The organism is Komagataeibacter melaceti, from assembly GCF_003403295.1.
GTDB lineage: Bacteria > Pseudomonadota > Alphaproteobacteria > Acetobacterales > Acetobacteraceae > Komagataeibacter > Komagataeibacter melaceti.
In genome coordinates, this window is record NZ_QUWV01000024.1 from 1 (window position 1) to 20491 (window position 20491).

Genomic DNA, 20491 nt, shown 5'->3' on the forward strand with positions numbered 1-20491 from the left:
GTTCAGGAATGATCCGGACACTCAGGGGCGGGAGCGGGCGATAGGGGGTGGGGAACATGGGCGTGGCCTTGGGCCGCAGCCCGTAGGCCAGCACCGACAGGGCCACGACATGAACGAGTACGATCACGCCAATGATACGCACATACGGCGTGCGTCGCCGCTGCCGCGCTGCGTAATCCATTCCCATGACCTCGTCAGACCACATGCAGCCCCCGTCCCCACGCCGCCACGCAACACCCCGCGCGTGGCCTGCCCGCCATTGATTGCCAGATGCTGAATTGGGCGTGGTCGGGCCGCGTGTGTCAAGCACGTTATGCCGCCGTTACGAAACAAATTTATTATTGCGTAACAATGCTCCGCCCCGGAACATAAAAAAAACCCGCGGCCTGGGGCCGCGGGCATGAACGGGAAAAGGCGGGCCGGCTGTTACTGGGCCTGCGCGCTGGCCTCCGAACGGGTGGCCCCCACGCGCGCGGCCAGGGCAGCGGCCATGAAGTCATCCAGATCCCCGTCCAGAATGGCGTCCGGGTTGGTTTTCTCGACGTTGGTGCGCAGGTCCTTGACCAACTGGTAGGGCGCCAGGACGTAGGAGCGGATCTGGTGGCCCCAGCCGATATCGGTCTTGCTTGCCTCGGTCTGGGCGGCGGCGGCTTCGCGCCGTTGCAGTTCCTGCTCGTACATGCGCGCCTTGAGCATGGTCATGGCGGTGGCGCGGTTGCGGTGCTGTGAGCGGTCGGTCTGGCACGCCACCACGATCCCGGTGGGGATATGGGTGATGCGGATGGCCGATTCCGTCTTGTTGACGTGCTGGCCGCCAGCACCCGATGCGCGGAAGGTATCCACCCGCAGGTCAGCTTCGTTGATCTCGATCTCGATCGAATCATCGACCACCGGATAAACCCACACGGAAGCAAAGGAGGTCTGCCGCCGCGCCGCCGCGTCAAACGGCGAGATACGGACAAGCCGGTGCACGCCCGCCTCGGTCTTGAGCCAGCCATAGGCGTTGGGGCCGGAAACCTGGATGGTGGCGGACTTGATGCCAGCCTGTTCCCCCTCCGAGCTTTCCATCATCGTGACCTTGTAGCCATGCTGCTCGGCCCAGCGGGTGTACATGCGCAGCAGCATTTCCGCCCAGTCCTGCGCCTCCGTCCCGCCTGCGCCGGCGTTGACTTCCAGATAGCAGTCATTGCTGTCCGCCTCGCCCGAAAGCAGGCTTTCCGTCTCGCGGCGCTTGGCTTCCTCCGCCAGGGCGCGCAGGGCGCCCACGGCCTCGGCCACAACGGCCTCGTCACCTTCCATCTCGGCCAGTTCAACCAGTTCGAGCGTGTCATTCACATCGGCCTCAAGCCGCTGCACGCCCTCGATCTGGTTGGCCAGCATCGTCCGCTCGCGCATGAGTTTCTGCGCGGCATCCGAGTCATTCCACAGTTCCGGGTCTTCGGCCCGGTTGTTCAGTTCCGCGAGGCGGTCGATTGCGACATCCCAGTCAAAGATGCCTCCTCAGCAGCGCCACCGACTGCTTGATCTGTTCATTCAGGGCCTCTGTCTCGGCAGACATGGGCTTGCTCCTTGGTCAACACGTATGAACTATGCGGGCACGCACGCCGTCATGCCCGATGATGGGCGTCAATACAGGCCGCCCATGCCAATGTCACCCCCGGACACGGGGGCCACTACCGGTCCCGTCGGGGCCACGGGTTGCCCGGCGGATGTCGTGCCCCCCACCGGCGCGGCGGGGTTGCCGGGGCTGGCCGCCATGTCATTTTCGGAATCGGGCATGTTCTCGGCCCCCGTATCCGCGGCAGTCAGCGCCGTGCCCGACCCGGCACCCAGATCAACACTCACCCCCGGCACCTGACCGGGCTTGAAGGCGTCGATCGCCATGCCCATGCCTGTATCGTAACGGGCAAGCTGCACGCCATCGGGCACGCGGAAGTCAAGGCGCGGGCGGCTGGCCAGCGCCACCTTCATCACCTGGTTCCAGATCGGGCCGGCAATGACGCCACCCGTCTCGTTCTTGCCCAGCGACTGCGGGGTATCGTACCCGATCCATACCACCGTGACCAGATCGGGGGAGAAACCGGCGAACCAGGCATCATTGAAGTCCTGGCTGGTGCCGGTCTTGCCCGCGATGGGGCGGTCGATGCCTGCCCCCGCATGCACGCCGGTGCCCCGGCGCACCACGTCCTGCATCATGGCCACGATCTGGCTGGCGCTGGCGGGCGAGACGACCTGCGGGCGGGTATCGGCCATCTGCGGGCCGGTGGCGGGCGCGCCATCGGGCTGCCATGACAGCCCCTCCGGCCGCCACATCACGTTGCCATTGCGGTCCTTGATGTCGTCAATCAGGGTGGGCGTCACCAGCCTGCCGCCATTGGCGATGGTGGCGTAGGCGGCGGCCTCACGCATCACGGTGGTTTCCACCGCGCCAAGGGCGGCAGGCAGCACCAGTGGCATGGAGTGGACAAGGCCGAGGTTCTGCGCCAGTTCCGCCACCGGCTTCATGCCGATCTGGGCGGCAAGGCGGATCGTGACCAGGTTGCGCGATTCACGCAGCGCATCATGCAGCGTGGTCGGCCCCCAGAAATCCTTTTCATAGTTATTGGGATGCCATTCTCCGTAGCTGACGGGTGAGTCATCGAATTTCTGCGATGGGGAAATCCCGTTCTCCATCGCCGCCAGATAGACGAACGGCTTGAACGACGAACCCGGCTGGCGCGCCGCCTGTGTCGCACGGTTGAACTGCGAGGCCCGGAACGACCAGCCCCCCACCATCGCCACGACGCGCCCGGTATGGACATCGACACTGGCCAGCGCGCCCTCCACCTGCGGCACCTGCCGCACGACCACGCTGCCCTCGGCCTGTGGTTCGATCATGATGACATCGCCGGTCTGGATGCCCTTGCCGGTATGCATCCATGCGCGTTCACGCGCGGGCAGGTCGCCCGTATGGGGCACGGCGGGGTCGCGCCCTTCCAGCCAGCCCACGCGGCCGGTGGCGGCGGACAGCACGACCGCCACACGCCACTGTTCCAGCATGGCGGGGGGCGCCGTCACATGCGCCAGCGCGCCCGCCCAGTCGCCGCCCGCATCAATATGCATGAACGCGCCGCGCCAGCCGCCATGCGCGCGGTCGTACCGCATCAGCCCCTCCCGCAGGGCCGAGGTCGCGGCCTGCTGGAGGTGGGAATCAAGCGATGTATGGACCGAAAGCCCGCCCTCCATCGTGGTGCCGATGCCGTAGCGTTCGATCAGCTCGCGGCGTACCTCCTCGGCAAACCATTCGGAACCGGGCACCGGGCCGGGACGGGTGAAATTGGCCGGGACCAGCGGCTCCTGCTGTGCGGCGCGCGCTTCTTCAGGCGTGATGTCATGCAGGTCGGCCATGCGGTCCAGCACCCAGTTGCGCCGGTTGGTCGCCGCCTGCACGAAGCGGTGCGGGTTGTAGTTGGTGGGGGATTTGGGCAGTGCGCCCAGAAAGGCGGCCTCGGCATTGTCAAGCTGGTCGAGCGGCTTGTTGAAATAGGTCTGCGCGGCGGCGCCGATGCCGTAAGCCCCCTCGCCCAGATAGATTTCGTTGAGGTAGATTTCGAGTATCTGTTCCTTGCTCAGCGTCTGCTCCAGCCGCATGGCGAGCAGGGCTTCCTTGATCTTGCGGTCCATCGACACCGCATTCGACCCCAGCAGCATGATGCGCGCGACCTGCTGCGTGATGGTGGATGCGCCGATGGGGCGGTGCTTGGTGCCGTGCATCATCATGTCGGTCACGCCCGCGCGCAGGATCGCCAGCGGGTCCACGCCACCATGGGTGAAGAATTTCTGGTCCTCGGCAGCAAGGAAGGCGCTGCGCACGCGCACGGGAATGGCGCTGTAGGGCACGAATATGCGGCGCTCGGCCGCCAGTTCGGCCATGACCTCGTCCTCGCCGGAATACAGGCGGCTCATGACCGGCGGCTGGTAGGTGCGCAGGCCGTCAACGGTGGGCAGGCCCTCGCTCAGGCGTTCATATTCACGCCATGCCACAAGCCCCCCCACGCTACCGGCCAGCACCACCACGGCCAGCGTGGTACCGGCCAGCCAGCGCACCATCCGGTAACGGGGACGACGCGGGCCATCCGCGCCCGGCCGGGAGGGTCCATCAATCCGGCCGTCGCGGCCTGATCCGTCAGCAAGCGTCATCCGGTATCCAATAGGGAAAGAAAGGGGCCGTTATGTGTCGAAGCACCCCTGTCTAGCACTGTCCGCCGCCGCCGTCGCCCCCGATCCTCCCGGCCGGGCACATGGCGTGTTCAGCCGTTATTGCGGCTGGCCCATTCGGCACGGCCATCGTTATCAAGCTGGCGGAATTCCTCATCACTCAGCTCGATCTGGGCGGCGGCGGCGTTATCGGCCACATGCTCGGGGCTGCTGGTGCCGGGAATGGGCAGCATGACCGGCGCGCGGCGCAGCAGCCACGCAAGGGCGATCTGGCCGGGCTGGACGCCCTTTTCCTGCGCAAGGCGGGTCAGGATCGTATCGCCCTTCGTCAGGCTGCCCGCCGCAAGCGGCGCCCACGGGATGAAGCCGATATTCTCCTGCGTGCAGTAATCGAGCACATCCTCCGAATACCGGTTGACGAGGTTGAAGCGGTTCTGGACCGTGGCGACGGGAAAATAAAGCCGCGCGCGTTCAATCATCGGCACCGTCACTTCCGACAGCCCGACATGGCGGATCAGCCCCTGTGCGCGCATGGTGGCGATGGCCTCGAACTGCTGTTCGGGCGTGCAGTCGGCCCCCACGCGGTGCAACTGCCACAAATCGATCCGCTCCACCCCCAGCCTGCGCATGCTCATCAGCACGCACTGGCGCAGGTAATCCGGGTTGCCCACCGGCTTCCAGATATTCGGCCCGTGCCGGGTATGGCCGCCCTTGGTGGCAATGACGGTGTCGGTATAGGGATGCAGCGCCTCGCGGATCAGGTCTTCACTGACAAAGGGGCCATAGGCATCCGCCGTATCGACCAGATTGATCCCCAGTTCGGGCAGGCGGCGCAGCGTGGCCAGCGCGGCGGCACGGTCGGCGGGTTCGCCCCATATGCCGGGCCCGGTAATCCGCATGGCCCCGAACCCCAGCCGCGTGACCTCAAGGTCACCGCCGATCATGAATGAACCGGACCGCCTTGCATCGGGTATGGGCATGTCATTTTCCTTCCAGCTTCAGGCAGGACGCGCGCCGGGCCAGCCGCAGCCATACCGCCGCCCCATGCCCGCACCCGCCATACACGCAACATAATGACATGCGGCGCGAGGCGGTTGCATGCCCGCCGCGCATCTCAGCCCAGCATGCGCCCAATCACCCGGGCGGTGTAATCCACGACGGGAATAATGCGGGCATAGTTGATGCGGGTCGGCCCGATCACCCCGATCGCACCCACGATCCGGTTGCTGTCCGTGCGCGCGGGCGCCACCACCACCGACATGCCCGCCATGCCGAACAGCCCGCTTTCGGCGCCGATGAAGATACGCACCCCCTCGGACTCCCGGGCCAGGTCAAGCAGGCGCAGCATGGTTTCCTGCGTTTCCAGGCGCTCGAACAGCATCTGGATCGTGGTCAGGCGCTCGATCTCGGTCACATCGGCCAGAAGGCGGCCCTGCCCGCGAATGAACAGCGTGCCGCCGCGCTCGTCCGCCCCGCTCCATGTGGCGAGGCCACTGGCCACCACCTCCGCCGTCAGGTGGTCGAGTTCGTTGCGGTTGGCGGTCATGTCGTTGCTGACCGTCTCGCGCAGGCGGTCGAGGGTCTGGCCGGACAGGTGGGCGTTGAGGTAGTTGCCCGCCTCCACCAGCGCGGAAGGCGGCAGGCCCACGGGTGTCTCGATCACGCGGTTTTCCACCTGCCCGTCCGCGCTGACCAGAATCACCAGCGCGCGGCCCGGCCCCAGCGCCACGAATTCGATATGCTTGATGGTGGAACTGTCGCTCTTGGGGGCCATGACCAGCCCTGCGGCCGAGGACAGGCCCGACAGCATGGACGACGCCTGCGCCAGCATGTCCTCCAGCGACCGGCCCTTCACATCCAGCGTGCCCGAGATGCTCTCGCGCTCCTCCTCGCTCAGGCTGCCGAACTGGAGCAGGCCGTCAACAAACAGCCGAACCCCCTTTTCCGTGGGCAGGCGGCCGGCGGATGTGTGGGGGGAGAACAGCAGCCCCGCATCGGTCAGGTCGGCCATGACATTGCGAATCGTCGCGGGCGAAAGCGACAGCGGCAGGCGCTGCGACAGCGTGCGTGAGCCCATCGGCTCACCCGTTTCGACATACTGCTCCACGATCTCGTGCAGGATCGCGGCGGATCGGGCGTCCAGCCCCGATAACAGGGCGGGCCGTGATGCCGGGGATCGGGTTTCCATCGCCATGCCTCCTGTACACAGTCATCTCCCCTGCGGGAGCCCCCGCAGACACGCTATTATAGCAGACCATTGCCCCGCCTGCCCACGCGGGACTGGAAATAGGACGGGGTTGCGGGTTATGCCGCCCCTTCACAATGCGGAGTTAACCCCCATGCGCCCATCGGGTCGTGCCATTGACGCCCTGCGTCCCGTCTCCATCCAGACCGGCTTCGCCCGCCATGCGGAAGGTTCTGCCCTGATCCGCATGGGGGGGACCGAAGTGCTGTGCGCCGCCAGCATTGAAAAGCGCGTGCCGCCCTTCCTGCGTGGCAAGGGACAGGGCTGGGTCACGGCGGAATACGGCATGCTGCCCCGCGCGACCCATACCCGTGGCCCGCGCGAGGCGGCAAAAGGCAAGCAGGGTGGCCGCACACAGGAAATCCAGCGCCTGATCGCCCGTTCCCTGCGCGCGGTGACGGACCTGAAGGCGATGGGGGAAATCTCGATCACGGTGGATTGCGACGTGCTCAACGCCGATGGCGGCACACGCTGCGCCGCCATTACCGGCGCATGGGTGGCGCTGCGCCTGGCGCTGGAAAAGCTGGTGCGTGACGGCACGCTGGCCGCGCTCCCGCTGCGGGGGCAGGTTGCCGCCGTCTCCTGCGGGCTGACGGAAGCGGGTGCTGTCCTCGACCTTGATTACGCCGAGGACAGCACGGCCGGCGCGGACGCCAATTTTGTCCTGACCGCTGATGGCGGCATTGTCGAGATTCAGGGCACGGCGGAAAAGGACCCGTTTACCGAGGCCCAGTTCAACGCGCTGATGCGCCTAGCGCGCACCGGCACGGCGGAACTGTTCCGCATCCAGTCCACCACCATCACGCAGGCACTCGCAGCATGAATACCTCCCCCAACCGCCTGAGCCGTGGCGATACGCTGGTTCTCGCCACCCATAACCGGGGCAAGATTGCCGAATTCGCATCCCTTCTGGCCGGGTATGGCATCCGTGTCGTATCGGCGGGTGAACTGTCCCTGCCCGAGCCGGAGGAAACGGCGGACAGCTTTGCCGGCAATGCCGCGCTCAAGGCGCTGGCGGCGGCCCGGGCGGCCAACCTGCCCGCACTGGCTGATGATTCCGGCTTCTGTGTCGCGGCACTGGGGGGCGCTCCGGGCATTTTCTCGGCCCGCTGGGCAGGGCCGGAAAAGGATTATCCCGACGCCATGCGCCGCATCCACGACCGCATGGGCGACAGTCCGGACCGAAGTGCGTGGTTCATTTCCGTCCTGTGCCTGGCATGGCCCGATGGCCGCACCGAAAGCTTCGAGGGCCGGATTGACGGGCATGTCACTTGGCCGCCGCGTGGCGAGAACGGCCATGGCTATGACCCGATCTTCGCCCCCGGCAGCGGCGAGCGCAGCTTTGCCGAGATGAGCGAGGCCGAGAAGAATACCATAAGCCACCGCGCGCTGGCCTTTGCGCTATTTCGCGAACGCTGCCTGCCCGCAGCCAACTGACCGCCCGCGCATGATAAAAAAAGGCTGGCTTCCTTGCGGGAGCCAGCCTTTTTCCTGTCGTCATGCCCGGTTCAGCGCCCGGTCATGATCCGTTCGATCAGTTCGGCTACGGTCGGCACGTAACCATTGGCGTAAAGTGGATCGGTCGCGAAACGCCAGGCGTTGGTGCCGCCGAACATGAGGTTGTGGTCCATCACGTCATCCTGATCCGGCCCGTGCGCGTGCGCCACCGTCTGCAGGGTTTTCTGGATGCAGTAGGAACGCGGGTCCGCCTTGTGCCCGTTGGTGTAGGACGGACCGCGCTGGGACCAGTTGGAAAAGCGGCATTCCGACAGGCAGCCCATGCAGGCCCCCTGATCGGCCAGGATCTCGCGTGCCTTTTCCGGGGTCACGAACACCAGCGTATTGTCCGGCGTGCGCATGGCCTCGGTATAGCCTTCCTCCATCCATAGCCGCGCGCGCTGCCCGTCGGTCGGGGTGACATAGACCAGCCGCCCCCGCGCGCCGATGGCCAGCGCCATGGTATGGGCGCCCAGTTCCTCGGGCGAGAAGGGAATCTGCCGCTCGGAACGGGCACGCAGTTCACCAAGGAACGCATTGTTCACGGCGGAAGAATAGAAACCCGTGGGCGAGAAGCGGTTCAGGAACACATCCCCCTTCTTCAGCGTCAGCAGGCGGCGCTTCCACGAATCGGGAATGGGGCTTTCACGCGTCAGCAGCGGGCGTGTACCGAACTGGAAGGCGATCGGCCCGAGTTCGGGGTTGTCGATCCAGTCCTGCCATTCTTCCAGCCACCAGACGCCACCCGCCATGATGATGGGCGTCTCGTCCAGTCCGAAGGCCCGCATCTGCTTGCGCAGCGCCAGCACGCGGGGGAACGGGTCCTCAGGTGCAAGGGGGTTTTCGGTGTTGGACAGGCCGTTATGGCCACCCGCGCGCCAGGGGTCTTCATACACCACCGCGCCCAGCAGGTCCGCCGCCTTGTGGTAGGCCCGCCGCCACAGCGCGTTGAACGCCCGCGCGGAGGACACGATGGGATAGTAATGGATGCCGAACCGCGCCGCGATTTCCGACAGGCGGTACGGCATGCCCGCGCCGCAGGTCAGGCCCTGGATCAGCCCCGGCGCGCCTTCGAGCACACCGTTGATGACACGTTCCGCGCCACCCATCTCCCACAGGATGTTGGCGTGGATACGTCCCCGCCCGCCTGCGATCTCATGGGCGATGCGCGCCTGCGCGATACCACCGCGAATGGCGTAATCGACCAGTTCCTCGTGCCGTTCACGCCGGGTCCTGCCGTGATATTCCTGCGGAACGACATTGCCGTTCTCATCATAGGAATCGGCATTCACGATCGAAACCGTGCCCGCTCCCCCGGCCGCGGCCCAGTGCCCGGCGGAGACGCCGGTTGAGATCGAGACGCCCTTCCCCCCTTCGACCAGGGGCAGAATATCCGTCCCGCCCATTCGGATCGCATTGATCGGCTTCATCACCATTCCATCGTCATGTATCTGCCCGTGCGCGGGGGAACGTGTGGTTCCCCCGCGTTACGGTGCGTCCTATCGCGTATCAGCGCGCGGCTGGCGCACGACCGGGCTTGGCGCCTACCGTCTCGGTAATGTCGGCGCCGGTTTCCTGATCGACCACGCGCATGGACAGCTTGACCTTGCCGCGATCGTCAAAGCCCAGGACCTTCACCTTCACCTCGTCGCCCTGCTTGACGACATCGGTCGTCTTGGAGACGCGGCCCTGCGCCAGTTCGGAGATGTGAACCAGCCCGTCACGCGGGCCAAGGAAGTTCACGAACGCCCCGAAGTCGGCGGTCTTCACCACCTTGCCGTTATAGATATGGCCCACTTCGGGTTCGGCCACGATGCCACGGATCCGCTCGATGGCCTTCGTGGCCTGATCATCGGATGTCGCGGCGATCATGATCGTGCCGTCATCGTTGATGTCGATCTTCGCACCGGAATATTCAACGATCTCACGGATGACTTTACCGCCCTGACCGATCACATCGCGGATCTTTTCCTTCGGCACGGAGATCGTGGTGATCTTCGGCGCGGAGGAGGAGACATCCGAACGGCCTTCGGTCAGCGCCTTGGCCATCTCGCCCAGGATGTGCATGCGGCCCTGGCGCGCCTGGCCCAGCGCGATCTTCATGATTTCCGGCGTGATGGACGTGATCTTGATGTCCATCTGCAGCGCGGTCACGCCCTTCTCGGTGCCAGCCACCTTGAAGTCCATGTCGCCAAGGTGATCCTCATCACCAAGGATGTCGGACAGCACGGCGAAATCGTCATCTTCCTTGATCAGGCCCATGGCGATACCGGCGACGGGACGCTTGAGCGGAACACCCGCGTCCATCAGCGCAAGCGAGGTGCCGCAGACCGTGGCCATGGAGGAAGAGCCGTTGCTCTCCGTGATCTCGGAGACGACACGCATGGTGTACGGGAAGGTGTCCTTGCCCGGCAGCAGCGGGTGGATGGCGCGCCATGCCAGCTTGCCATGGCCGATTTCACGCCGGCCCGGCGAGCCCATGCGCCCGCATTCCCCGACCGAGAAGGGCGGGAAGTTGTAGTGCAGCATGAAATTGGTGCGGTATTCACCTTCCAGCGCATCCACGATCTGCTCGTCCTGCGCGGTGCCGAGGGTCGCGACGACCAGCGCCTGCGTCTCGCCACGGGTGAACAGGGCCGAACCATGCGCGCGCGGCAGGATGCCGACTTCGGACACGATGGGGCGAATCGTTTCCAGATCGCGCCCGTCGATGCGGTAGCCGGTATCCAGCACCTCGGTGCGGACCACGTCGGCTTCCAGATCCTTGATCATCGGCTTGGCGGCGTCGGCATCGGCCTCGCCGATCTTGGCGAGAATCGCCTCACGCGCGGCGGCGACCTTCTTGTAACGCACCTGCTTGGCGCGTTCCTTGTACGCTTCGGCAATCAGGGCGCGACCGACCTTGTCCACCTTCTTGCGCAGCTTGATTTCCTCGGCCGTCGGCTCGGCCAGGTCCCACGGGGCCTTGGCTGCCAGCTCGGCCAGGTCGATGATCGCGTCGATCACCGGCTGGAAGGCTTCATGGCCAAAGGTCACGGCGCCCAGCATCACGTCCTCGGACAGTTCACCTGCCTCGGACTCGACCATCAGCACGCCTTCCGCCGTTCCGGCCACGACCAGATCCAGCTCGCTGTCACGCACCTGCGCGATGGTCGGGTTCAGGATGTACTCACCATCGCTGTAGCCCACGCGGGCGGCGGCGACGGGGCCGAAGAACGGGATGCCCGACAGCGTCAGCGCGGCCGAGCAGCCGATCAGCGCCACGACCGCCGGGTCATTTTCCATGTCATGGCTCAGAACGGTGGCCACGACCTGCACTTCGTTGCGGAAGTTTTCGGGGAACAGCGGCCGGATCGGGCGGTCGATCAGGCGGGAGTTCAGGACTTCGGCCTCGCTCGGGCGGCCTTCACGCTTGAAGAAGCCACCGGGGATCTTGCCCGCGGCGTAAGCCTTTTCCTGATAGTTGACCGTAAGCGGGAAGAAATCCTGCCCCGGCTTCACGCTCTTGGCGCCAACGGCCGTGCAGAGCACCACCGTGTCACCATAGGTTACGACGACCGCGCCATCGGCCTGGCGGGCGATCTTGCCCGTTTCCAGTACCAGCGGACGACCGCCCCACTCGATTTCCTTGCGAAAATAATTGAACATCCAGACAAACCCTGTCCGTTGACTGCCGCAATGCTGGCGGGCCGGACGTGGGAACATATGATGGCAGCGCCTCGGACGGCATGGAGTGATGACGGCTCTGCCGCCAATACACCATGTGGCCTGAAACGCTGCGATCCGGTCCGGACATCTCCGCCGTGGCGTCGGCAGCGGGTTGATGGCGCCCGTTATGGACGCCGGAAAATATCCGACCGCGCCAGATGCGGGCATGCACGCGCATGCCCGGCACCCGGACGGGCCGTGCGGGAACGCATTATGACCGCGTTCCCGCAGGGTCGCAAATCAGCGACGCAGGCCGAGGCGCTTGATCAGTGTTTCGTAGCGGGCCTGATCCTTGCGCTTGACATAATCCAGCAGGCGGCGACGGCGGCCGACCAGCATCAGCAGGCCACGGCGGGAATGGAAATCCTTCGCGTGGGTCTTGAGGTGGTCGGTCAGGTTCACGATCCGCTCGGTCAGCAGGGCGACCTGCACTTCCGGTGAGCCCGTGTCCTGGGCAGCGTTCTGGTATTCGCCAATCAGCGCCGTGCGGCGTTCAGCAGTAATCGACATCATTTTCTCCATTCAAAGACTCGGTTCACAGCATGCGTACCGATCGCAGCCAGCCATCCACGGGACGGCACAGCCCGACCACACGCGCCCCGTCCATTGCACGCACGACCCCGCTGCGGGGGTCGGTGTGTTCCGGCATCCGGTCCGCCAGCTGGTTCAGGTCTATGGCCTGACCATATGACAGGGCATCCGCTTCCTCACGTGTCAGGGCCAGCGCCGGGATGTCGGCCAGCGCGGTCGCGACCGGAAGAAGCAGATCCGGTGGAGCAGGCGCGTTGTCGGCGCTTGTGACAATTTTGTCCAGCACAATCGCATCGGATTCATCAAAAGGCCCGACCCTGAGCCGCCGCAGCGCCGCGACATGACCCACCGTGCCACAGGCCAGCGCAATATCACGCGCCAGCGCGCGCATGTACACTCCCTTGCCGGACTCCACCTCGAACACCGCCGTATCGGCATCGGGGCGCGCGATCAGTTCGAAACGGTCAATCCGCGCAGGCCGCGGCGGCAGGTCGGGCGCATTGCCCGCGCGCGCCATGTCATAGGAGCGTTTTCCCCCCACCTTCAGGGCGGAAAACACCGGCGGCACCTGCATGATGTCCCCCCGGAACGCCGCCAGCGCCGCCTCGAACGCCGCATTGTCGGGCCGGACATCGGAACGCGCGGTCACGGCGCCCTCGGCATCATCACTATCGCGCGCCTCGCCAATGCGCAGGGTGAAGTGATAGCGCTTCATGCCATCCATGATGTAGGGCACGGTCTTGGTCGCCTTGCCCAGCGCCACGGGCAGCAGGCCGGTGGCCAGCGGGTCGAGCGTGCCGCCATGGCCAGCCTTGGCCGCATCGAACAGGTAGCGCACACGCCCCACAACCTGGGTGGAAGTCATGCCCAGGGGCTTGTCGATCACGATCCAGCCGTCAAGCGGGCGTCCACGTTTGCGTCGCATTACTGGGCACCTTGCACCAATTGGGGGAATGCCGTGCGTTTAGACGAGGCACGCAGGCACGGCAATGCCCCATTCCCGCAGGGGGGCTGGCCGACAGGCCCGCGCATGCTAGAAAGGCGAGAGGGACACATGCCTGCCATCACCCTACCCCGCTTTGCCAGCGGGATGGGAGGTGCCATCTTGCAACAAACAGGCGCATGGATACCGTGTTCCTTAAATGTTTTTATTCTGCGTCCAGGGAGAGCTGAACACCATGGCTGAACGGCAGACCACGGTCGGTGCATTTGTGTTGGGTGGAGCCCTCCTTGGTGTGACGGCCATTGCGCTGTTTGGGAAATTTCATCCCTTCTCCCCCACCACGCAGGCCGTGGTCGTGTTCGATGGCCCGGTCAACGGGCTGGGTGTGGGGGCACCTGTAACATTTGATGGTGTGCAGGTCGGGCATGTGGACCATATTGCCGTCCAGTTCGACCCCACCACCCACCAGGCCTATATTCCGGTCACGCTGCAGCTTGAGGCCAACCGCGCGCATATGGCGGGCGATCATGCCAAGGACCTGAACGCCAGCGAACTGCCAAAGCTGGTTGAAAACGGCCTGCGCGCGGAACTGCATATGCAGAGCTTCGTCACGGGGCAGGAAGAAATCGACCTGACCTTTGACCCCAGCGTGCCCGCGCACCTGCACCCCGGCCTGAGTTCGCTGACCGAAATCCCGGCACGGGAATCGGAAATGCAGAAACTGACCGATGCGCTGACGGCCCTCCCGCTCAAGAACATCGCCAATAACGCGGACAGCATGCTGGTCAGCATCCGCACCCTGGCCGACAGGCTGGACAAGGACCTGCCGCCGCTGCTGGACAGCGTGCACAACACGTCCGACCACACGCGGGTGACGGTGGATACCGCGACCGATGCGATCCGGGATCTGGACAAGCGGATGGATACCACGCTGGCCTCCATCAACCGCCTGGCCGATACCGGCACGGCCCAGCTTGATGCGCGCGGGGGTGAACTGCACACCCTGCTGGTCAATTCCAATGATACGGTCACCGAAGCCCGGGGGGCTCTGGCCGGACTGCACGACATTACGGCCCCAAGCTCCGCCGACCGTTCCAACATCGATTCGTCGCTGCGTGACCTTGCCGCCGCCGCCGCCGCCCTGCGTGGGTTTGCGACCGATGTGGAGCGTAACCCCCAGCTTCTGCTGATGGGGCGGCGTAACTGATCGCCCCCTTCCCCTTCCCCTTCACCAACAAAAAAGCCGGTCCAGCATAACGCCAGACCGGCTTTTTTAATTTGTCAGCCCCGGGTTAGTTCAGGCTGGCGGCTTCACGAACCCCGTACGCGGCGCAGGGCCGATCAGGATTCGAGGTCGCGCCTGACTTCGGGCTGGCGCAGCATGTTATCGACCTCCATTGCATAATCCAGCGCCGTATCGGGCTGGAAATGCAGGTCGGGCACGCCACGCAGCCTGAGCGCGTGCGACAGGCGCGTGCGCAGGAAGGGCGTCACGCGCTTGAGTGCGGGCAGCAGTTCCGCCACATCGCTGCGGCCCAGACGTGCCACGAAGACCGTGGCATGCTTCAGGTCGGGCGAGATACGCACTTCAGTTACCGTAATGCGCACATCCGCCAGATCCGGATCACGGAATTCAGTGCGGGCGAATATTTCCGCCAGCACGCGACGGACTTCTTCCGCCACGCGCAACTGACGCTGCGAGGGACCAGACGCGGAATGGCCGGCAAGTTTCCCTGCCGGCCCGCTCTCGCTCATCCCTTTTCTGGATGAATTACGGCTCATGCCGGGACGAGTTCCATTTCATAACATTCGACCACGTCACCCTCGCGCAGGTCATTATACCCGGCAAAGGACAGGCCACACTCGTAACCGCGTGCCACTTCCTTGACGTCATCCTTGAAGCGCTTGAGCTGGCTCAGCTCACCTTCGTGGATCACGACGTTGTCACGCAGCAGACGCACGCCACAGCCGCGCTTGACCACGCCTTCGGTAACGTAACAGCCGGCAACCTTGCCCACCTTGGTAATTTCGAAAACCTTGCGGATTTCGGCATAGCCAAGGAACTTCTCGCGATGCTTGGGCGCAATCTTGCCGCGTACGAGCTGCTCCACGTCATCCGCCACCTGATAGATGATGGAATAGTAGCGGATATCCACGCCTTCACGCTGCGCCAGTTCACGGGCCTGCGCCGTGGCGCGGACATTGAACGCGATGATGATCGCGCCCGATGCCTTGGCAAGCTGCACATCGCTTTCCGTGATCTGGCCGACGGTGGCGTTGAGCACGCGGATCTTGACTTCCTCATGCTCCAGTTTCTGCACCGTCGCTTCAAGCGCTTCGGCCGAACCCTGCACGTCCGCCTTGATCAGGACGGCAACTTCCTTCTGCGCACCAGCCTGGATACGCGCCAGCATCTGGTCCAGCGTGCCGCGTGCGGCAGTCTGGCCCGCAGCCATGCGGTCCTTGATCACGCGCTGACGGAATTCCGAGATTTCGCGGGCACGATTCTCGTTTTCCACCACCACGAACGGCTCACCAGCACCCGGAACCCCGGTAATACCCAGGATTTCAACCGGCATGGACGGGCCAGCTTCGGACAACTGGCGGTTGCGGTCGTCGATCATGGCGCGCACGCGGCCCCATTCGGCCCCCGCCACCACGATGTCCGTCCGGCGCAGGGTGCCCTTCTGGACCAGCACGGTCGCAACCGGACCACGCCCGCGGTCAAGGCGGCTTTCAATCACCGAACCTTCAGCCACCCGGTCGGGATTGGCCTTCAGGTCAAGGATTTCGGCCTGCAGCAGGATCGCTTCCTCAAGCTTGTCCAGCCCGGTGCGCTTGAGCGCCGAGACCTCGACATCCTGCGTGTCGCCACCCATGCTTTCCACCACGATCTCGTGGTTCAGCAGTTCCTGGCGCACGCGGTCGGGGTTCGCACCCGGCTTGTCGCACTTGTTGATCGCCACGATGATCGGCGCATCCGCCGCCTTGGCATGCTTGATGGCTTCGATCGTCTGCGGCATGACGCCGTCATCCGCCGCCACCACCAGCACGACCACATCCGTAACCGACGCGCCGCGTGCCCGCATGGCCGTAAAGGCTTCATGGCCCGGGGTGTCGATGAAGGTGATCTTCGCACCGGATGCCAGGGTAACCTGATATGCACCGATATGCTGGGTAATGCCACCGGCTTCACCCGTGGCGACATCGGTGGTGCGCAGCGCGTCCAGCAGCGAGGTCTTGCCGTGATCGACATGACCCATGACGGTCACGACCGGCGGACGGGGCTTGAGATCTTCTTCCCTGTCCTCGATGCCCTCGATCCCGATCTCGACATCGCTATCCGCAACGCGGCGCACGCGATGGCCGAATTCCTGCACGATCAGTTCAGCGGTATCCGCGTCAAGCGACTGCGTGACGGTCGCCATGACACCCATTTTCATGAGCGCCTTGATGACTTCACCCTGACGGGCGGCCATACGGTTGGCGAGTTCCTGCACCGTGATGGTCTCGGGCAGGACAACGTCACGCACCACGCGGACCTGATCGGAACGCAGGCGCTCGAGTTCGGCCTGACGGCGTTCACGCTCACGCTGGCGGCGCACCGAGGCGAGCGAACGGGTCTTGTCGTCATCCCCCTCGATCGCGGCCTGCACGTCGATACGACCGGCACGGCGGCTGTCATTGTTCTTCTTCGCGCCACCCGAGGGGCGGCGGCTGGGCGCAGCACTGCCGGGGCGGCGGCTGGGGCGGCGTTCTTCCTCGCCACCATCCGCGCGGCCCGAACGCAGGCGCAGGGTCTCACCCGCACCGGCGGCGGCGCCGCCATTGCGACCCGGAGTGGCACTACCACCCGCCGGGCGTGACGGACGCACGGGCTGTGCAGGCATGATCGCCCGCTCGGCCAGCGGACGCAGCCGCTGCATCGGCGGCGCAAGCGTGACCTCACCGGGAATGGGCACGGAGGAGACGATCGGGCCAGCAGGCTCGGTCGGCTCGGGGGCGGCTGCCTTCTCTGCACCACGGGAGTCCCGCTTGCGGGCTTCTTCCGCCGCAGCGGCATCCGCCTGGGCGCGCGCTTCTTCTTCGGCGCGGCGGGCGTTTTCTTCTTCCTGCCGGCGGGCTTCCTCCGCGGCGGAGAGGATCGTGATCTTCTCCTGCTCGCGCAGTTCCTTTTCCCGCTGGATAGCCGCGCGCCGCTGTTCATCCAGCACGCGCTGGCGGGTCGCAAGTTCGGCCGCCGTCAGGGCGCGACCGCCCCGACCACCGGCGCGGCCGCCAGCCGGCCCCGATCCGCTACCCGCAGCCCCGGCCCCGCGCTTCTTGCGCACCTCGACCTGAACTACCTTTGAACGACCATGGCTGAAGCTCTGCCGCACGGAACCGGCATCTACCGTCCGTCCGACTTCCCTCCGGCCCGCCGGCCGCAGGGACAAGCGTCCCTTACCCTGATCCTGATCGTTGCCTTCGCTCATGTACCCGCCTGTTCACACCGTCCGGCGGACCGCTCCGCCGAATTCGGGCCAGTCCTGCCGGACAAACCCGCAAAACGTTCACTCTCGATACGGAAACGGCGCGCCAGTTCACCCTGCAGCATGGCTGCATGAACAACATGGTCGCGGCCAAATGCCGCACCCAGACCCGATGCCGTAGGAACAACCGTAACCGGAAGGTCCCGTGCACCGGACAAAACTCTCTTCCTCTCGTCGGGACTGCCATCGGCCGCCTGTATGACCAGACCGGCACGACCGCCCACAACCCACTCACGCACCTTGGCGAAACCGCAGACAATCTGCCCGGCCCGCCGTGCCAGCCCCGCGACATCCATCATGCGCCGCAGCAGCCCGTCTTCCACAAGATGGGTCAGGTCAGGGTGAATAACAACCCTTCCCCGTGCCGCGCGTGCGAAGACGCCACGTGTCCGTGCCGTTTCTAACACATCCGCGCGTGCGCTCAACCAAATTCCCCGTCCGGGCAGACGTGCGGAAAGATCAGGGATCACGACTCCATCGGGGGAAATGACGAATCTGATCATTTCCTCCTTGGGCAGGCGTAGGCGCGTGACGGCACACCGGCGCAGCGGACCGCGCTCTTCTTGTGCCATGTCGCCTGCGTCTTCCGCGTATGAATGATCCTGATCAGACGTCGGACGTCTCCTGTTCCGGGGCGCTGTTTCCATCTTCATCAAACCAGTGTGCGCGAGCCGCCATGATGATTTCGTTGGCCGCATCTTCATCTATGGCATCGCTGCCCAGAATCTCGACCAGTTCGTCACCGGCCAGATCGGCCAGGTCATCAAGCGTCTTTACGCCCTTCTCACCCAGCGTGACCAGCATCTGGTTTGTGAACACGCCCAGTACGGCAATGTCATCCGTGACTCCAAGCTCACGCCGCTTGTTGTCCAGTTCCTCTTCCTGACCGGCAAGGAAGCCTTCGGCGCGACGGACCAGTTCACCGGCCACATCTTCGTCAAAGCCTTCGATATTGGCCAGTTCGTCAGCATCGGCGAAGGCCAGTTCCTCGATGGAATGGAAGCCTTCGGTCACCAGCAGCCCGGCGATGACGTCATCAACGTCCAGCGCCTCGACAAACAGGTTGCTGCGACGGCGGAATTCTTCCTGCCTGCGCTCCGATTCCTCGGCCTCGGTCAGGATGTCGATGTCCCACCGCGTAAGCTGGCTGGCCAGCCGCACGTTCTGCCCGCGCCGCCCGATGGCGAGGCTGAGCTGGTCGTCCGGCACCACGACTTCCACGCGGCCGGCTTCCTCGTCCATCACCACCTTGCTGACTTCAGCCGGGGCAAGGGCGTTGACGACAAAGGTCGCGGCCTGCGGGCTCCACGGGATGATATCGATCTTCTCGCCCTGGAGTTCCTTCACCACTTCCTGCACGCGGCGGCCACGTACGCCCACGCACGCCCCGACGGGGTCGATGGAGGCATCACGCGAGATGACGGCCATCTTCGCGCGCGAACCGGGGTCACGGGCCACGGCCTTGATCTCGATGATGCCATCGTAGATTTCGGGCACTTCCTGCGCGAACAGCTTGGCAAGGAATGCCGGATGCGTGCGCGAGAGGAAAATCTGCGGGCCACGGGGTTCGTCACGCACGTCATAGATATAGGCGCGCACGCGGTCGGAGTTGCGGAAGCTCTCGCGCGGGATCAGTTCGTCACGGCGCAGCAGGGCCTCGGCATCACCGATCTCGACCAGCAGGTTGCCGTATTCCGTGCGCTTGACGGTGCCGTTGACGATCTCGCCCACGCGGTCCTTGAAGTCATTGAACTGGCGGCGGCGCTCGTATTCACGCACGCGCTGGACAATCACCTGCTTGGCCGTCTGGGCCGCGATGCGCCCGAAGTCGATGGGCGGCAGCGGGTCGATCAGGTATTCGCCAAGCTGGATTTCCGGCTTGAACTTGCGGGCGATGTACAGCGGAATCTGCGTTTCTTCGTTTTCCACCGTCTCGACCGCTTCGGTCCAGCGGGACAGGCGCACATCACCGGTCTTGCGGTCGATGGTCGCGCGGATGTCCTTTTCATGGCCGTACTTGGCGCGACCGGCCTTCTGGATGGCCTGCTCCATCGCTTCCAGCACTTCCTCGCGGTCGATCGACTTTTCCCGCGCTACGGCGTCGGCCACCAGCAGCAGTTCGGGACGGGCAACGGACGTATCCATCAGTGTCTCCACAACATCGTTCAGTTGGCCTTGCGCGCCGGCCTGCGGCCGGGCCTGCCACTGGCCTTCTGTGTTTCAGCCGGGGAATGTGCTTCCTCCGGCCCGTTTTCCTCACTGGCGGGTGCGGGCTGCATCATCCGCGCACTCGCCTCGATCAGTTCGTCCGTCAGGACAAGCCGCGCCTTGCGCATGTCCGCGAAAGGCAGCGCGACCTCGGTGCCGTCATCCAGCCGCATCAGGCCATGGCCATCACGCACGCCCAGCACGATACCGGCAAAACGCTTGCGGCCATCAATCGGCATGTTCATCTCGGCACGGGCAAGGTGGCCCGCGAAGCGTTCCCAGTCCTTGGCCCGTGTCAGGGGGCGGTCGATCCCGGCGGAGGACACTTCCAGCGTCCACGCGCCCGGAAGCGGGTCGTCCACGTCCAGGATCGCGCCCACCGCATGGCTGATCTGTTCACAGTCCTCGATGGTGATGAGCGAGCCATCGGCCCGGTCCGCCATGATCTGGACCGTGGGCGATTCACGCCCCAGCACCGCCACGCGCACGAGGTCGAACCCCATATCGGTCAGCGCCGGCCCGATCATCGCGGCGATGCGGGCATCGAGGCCCGTCAGGAAAGGCAGGTCAGCGTCCAATGCAAAAAAGGCAGCCCTGCGGCCACCCCCCAAAGAAAAAACCAGAGATGAA

At 65.0% G+C, this 20491-nt stretch carries 16 protein-coding genes and 1 pseudogene; 3 read left to right on the forward strand and 14 right to left on the reverse strand.

Annotated features, from left to right (window positions below):
• The 5 genes and pseudogenes from DY926_RS17790 to hrcA all read right to left on the reverse strand — a co-directional run.
• Positions 1-310 (reverse strand): annotated as a pseudogene (locus DY926_RS17790) (hypothetical protein); the annotation flags it as partial.
• Positions 311-426: 116 nt separating this feature from the next.
• Positions 427-1558, reverse strand: a protein-coding gene (prfB, locus tag DY926_RS02830; protein ID WP_116701980.1) for a peptide chain release factor 2 whose coding sequence is annotated in 2 segments (ribosomal slippage) — positions 427-1488 and positions 1490-1558 — 1131 coding nt in all. Because the reading frame shifts where the segments join, the coding sequence is not laid out codon by codon here.
• A gap of 68 nt (positions 1559-1626) precedes the next feature.
• On the reverse strand, positions 1627-4179 hold the full coding sequence (locus DY926_RS02835; RefSeq protein WP_116701981.1) for a penicillin-binding protein 1A: 2553 nt from the start codon (positions 4177-4179) through the stop codon (positions 1627-1629).
• 110 nt (positions 4180-4289) lie between these two features.
• Positions 4290-5177 carry an aldo/keto reductase gene (locus DY926_RS02840; RefSeq protein ID WP_116701982.1) on the reverse strand — a complete coding sequence of 296 codons (888 nt, stop codon included), beginning with the start codon at positions 5175-5177 and terminating at the stop codon, positions 4290-4292.
• A gap of 134 nt (positions 5178-5311) precedes the next feature.
• Entirely contained in the window at positions 5312-6391 is a 1080-nt protein-coding gene (gene hrcA / locus DY926_RS02845; protein WP_116701983.1) for a heat-inducible transcriptional repressor HrcA, read from the reverse strand.
• A 145-nt stretch (positions 6392-6536) separates the two neighbouring features.
• Here hrcA and rph point away from each other — a divergent pair, with 145 nt between their 5' ends.
• Both rph and rdgB read left to right on the forward strand, forming a co-directional pair.
• Positions 6537-7265 (forward strand): ribonuclease PH, encoded by a 729-nt coding sequence (rph, locus tag DY926_RS02850; RefSeq protein ID WP_116701984.1) that lies wholly within the window; start codon positions 6537-6539, stop codon positions 7263-7265.
• Positions 7262-7879, forward strand: coding sequence for an RdgB/HAM1 family non-canonical purine NTP pyrophosphatase (gene rdgB / locus DY926_RS02855; protein ID WP_116701985.1), 618 nt, complete (start codon positions 7262-7264; stop codon positions 7877-7879). Before rph ends, rdgB begins: the two co-directional genes overlap by 4 nt.
• 71 nt (positions 7880-7950) lie before the next feature.
• Here rdgB and DY926_RS02860 read toward each other — a convergent pair whose 3' ends face one another.
• The 4 genes from DY926_RS02860 to truB all read right to left on the reverse strand — a co-directional run bounded on the left by DY926_RS02860 (position 7951) and on the right by truB (position 13103).
• Positions 7951-9369: an NAD(P)H-dependent flavin oxidoreductase gene (locus tag DY926_RS02860; RefSeq protein WP_116701996.1), complete on the reverse strand. Its 1419-nt coding sequence runs from the start codon at positions 9367-9369 to the stop codon at positions 7951-7953.
• Between the two features lie 79 nt (positions 9370-9448).
• Positions 9449-11587 carry a polyribonucleotide nucleotidyltransferase gene (pnp, locus tag DY926_RS02865; RefSeq protein ID WP_116701986.1) on the reverse strand — a complete coding sequence of 713 codons (2139 nt, stop codon included), beginning with the start codon at positions 11585-11587 and terminating at the stop codon, positions 9449-9451.
• A 300-nt stretch (positions 11588-11887) separates the two neighbouring features.
• On the reverse strand, positions 11888-12157 hold the full coding sequence (gene rpsO, locus DY926_RS02870; RefSeq protein WP_116701997.1) for a 30S ribosomal protein S15: 270 nt from the start codon (positions 12155-12157) through the stop codon (positions 11888-11890).
• A 25-nt stretch (positions 12158-12182) separates the two neighbouring features.
• On the reverse strand, positions 12183-13103 hold the full coding sequence (truB, locus tag DY926_RS02875; protein ID WP_116701987.1) for a tRNA pseudouridine(55) synthase TruB: 921 nt from the start codon (positions 13101-13103) through the stop codon (positions 12183-12185).
• A 253-nt stretch (positions 13104-13356) separates the two neighbouring features.
• Here truB and DY926_RS02880 point away from each other — a divergent pair, with 253 nt between their 5' ends.
• Positions 13357-14328 (forward strand): MlaD family protein, encoded by a 972-nt coding sequence (locus DY926_RS02880; protein WP_116701998.1) that lies wholly within the window; start codon positions 13357-13359, stop codon positions 14326-14328.
• 134 nt (positions 14329-14462) lie between these two features.
• On the opposite strand, the gene rbfA is transcribed toward DY926_RS02880, so the two are convergent.
• The 5 genes from rbfA to rimP are packed head-to-tail and all read right to left on the reverse strand — an operon-like array spanning position 14463 to position 20439.
• Positions 14463-14876: a 30S ribosome-binding factor RbfA gene (rbfA, locus tag DY926_RS02885; protein WP_116701988.1), complete on the reverse strand. Its 414-nt coding sequence runs from the start codon at positions 14874-14876 to the stop codon at positions 14463-14465.
• A 23-nt stretch (positions 14877-14899) separates the two neighbouring features.
• Positions 14900-17596, reverse strand: a complete 2697-nt coding sequence (gene infB / locus DY926_RS02890; protein WP_116701989.1) for a translation initiation factor IF-2 — start codon at positions 17594-17596, stop codon at positions 14900-14902.
• On the reverse strand, positions 17593-18225 hold the full coding sequence (locus DY926_RS02895; RefSeq protein ID WP_241503020.1) for an RNA-binding protein: 633 nt from the start codon (positions 18223-18225) through the stop codon (positions 17593-17595). Before DY926_RS02895 ends, infB begins: the two co-directional genes overlap by 4 nt.
• 34 nt (positions 18226-18259) lie before the next feature.
• On the reverse strand, positions 18260-19798 hold the full coding sequence (gene nusA / locus DY926_RS02900) for a transcription termination factor NusA (RefSeq protein ID WP_116701999.1): 1539 nt from the start codon (positions 19796-19798) through the stop codon (positions 18260-18262).
• A gap of 20 nt (positions 19799-19818) precedes the next feature.
• Positions 19819-20439 carry a ribosome maturation factor RimP gene (gene rimP / locus DY926_RS02905; protein ID WP_116701991.1) on the reverse strand — a complete coding sequence of 207 codons (621 nt, stop codon included), beginning with the start codon at positions 20437-20439 and terminating at the stop codon, positions 19819-19821.
• Positions 20440-20491: the final 52 nt, after the last annotated feature.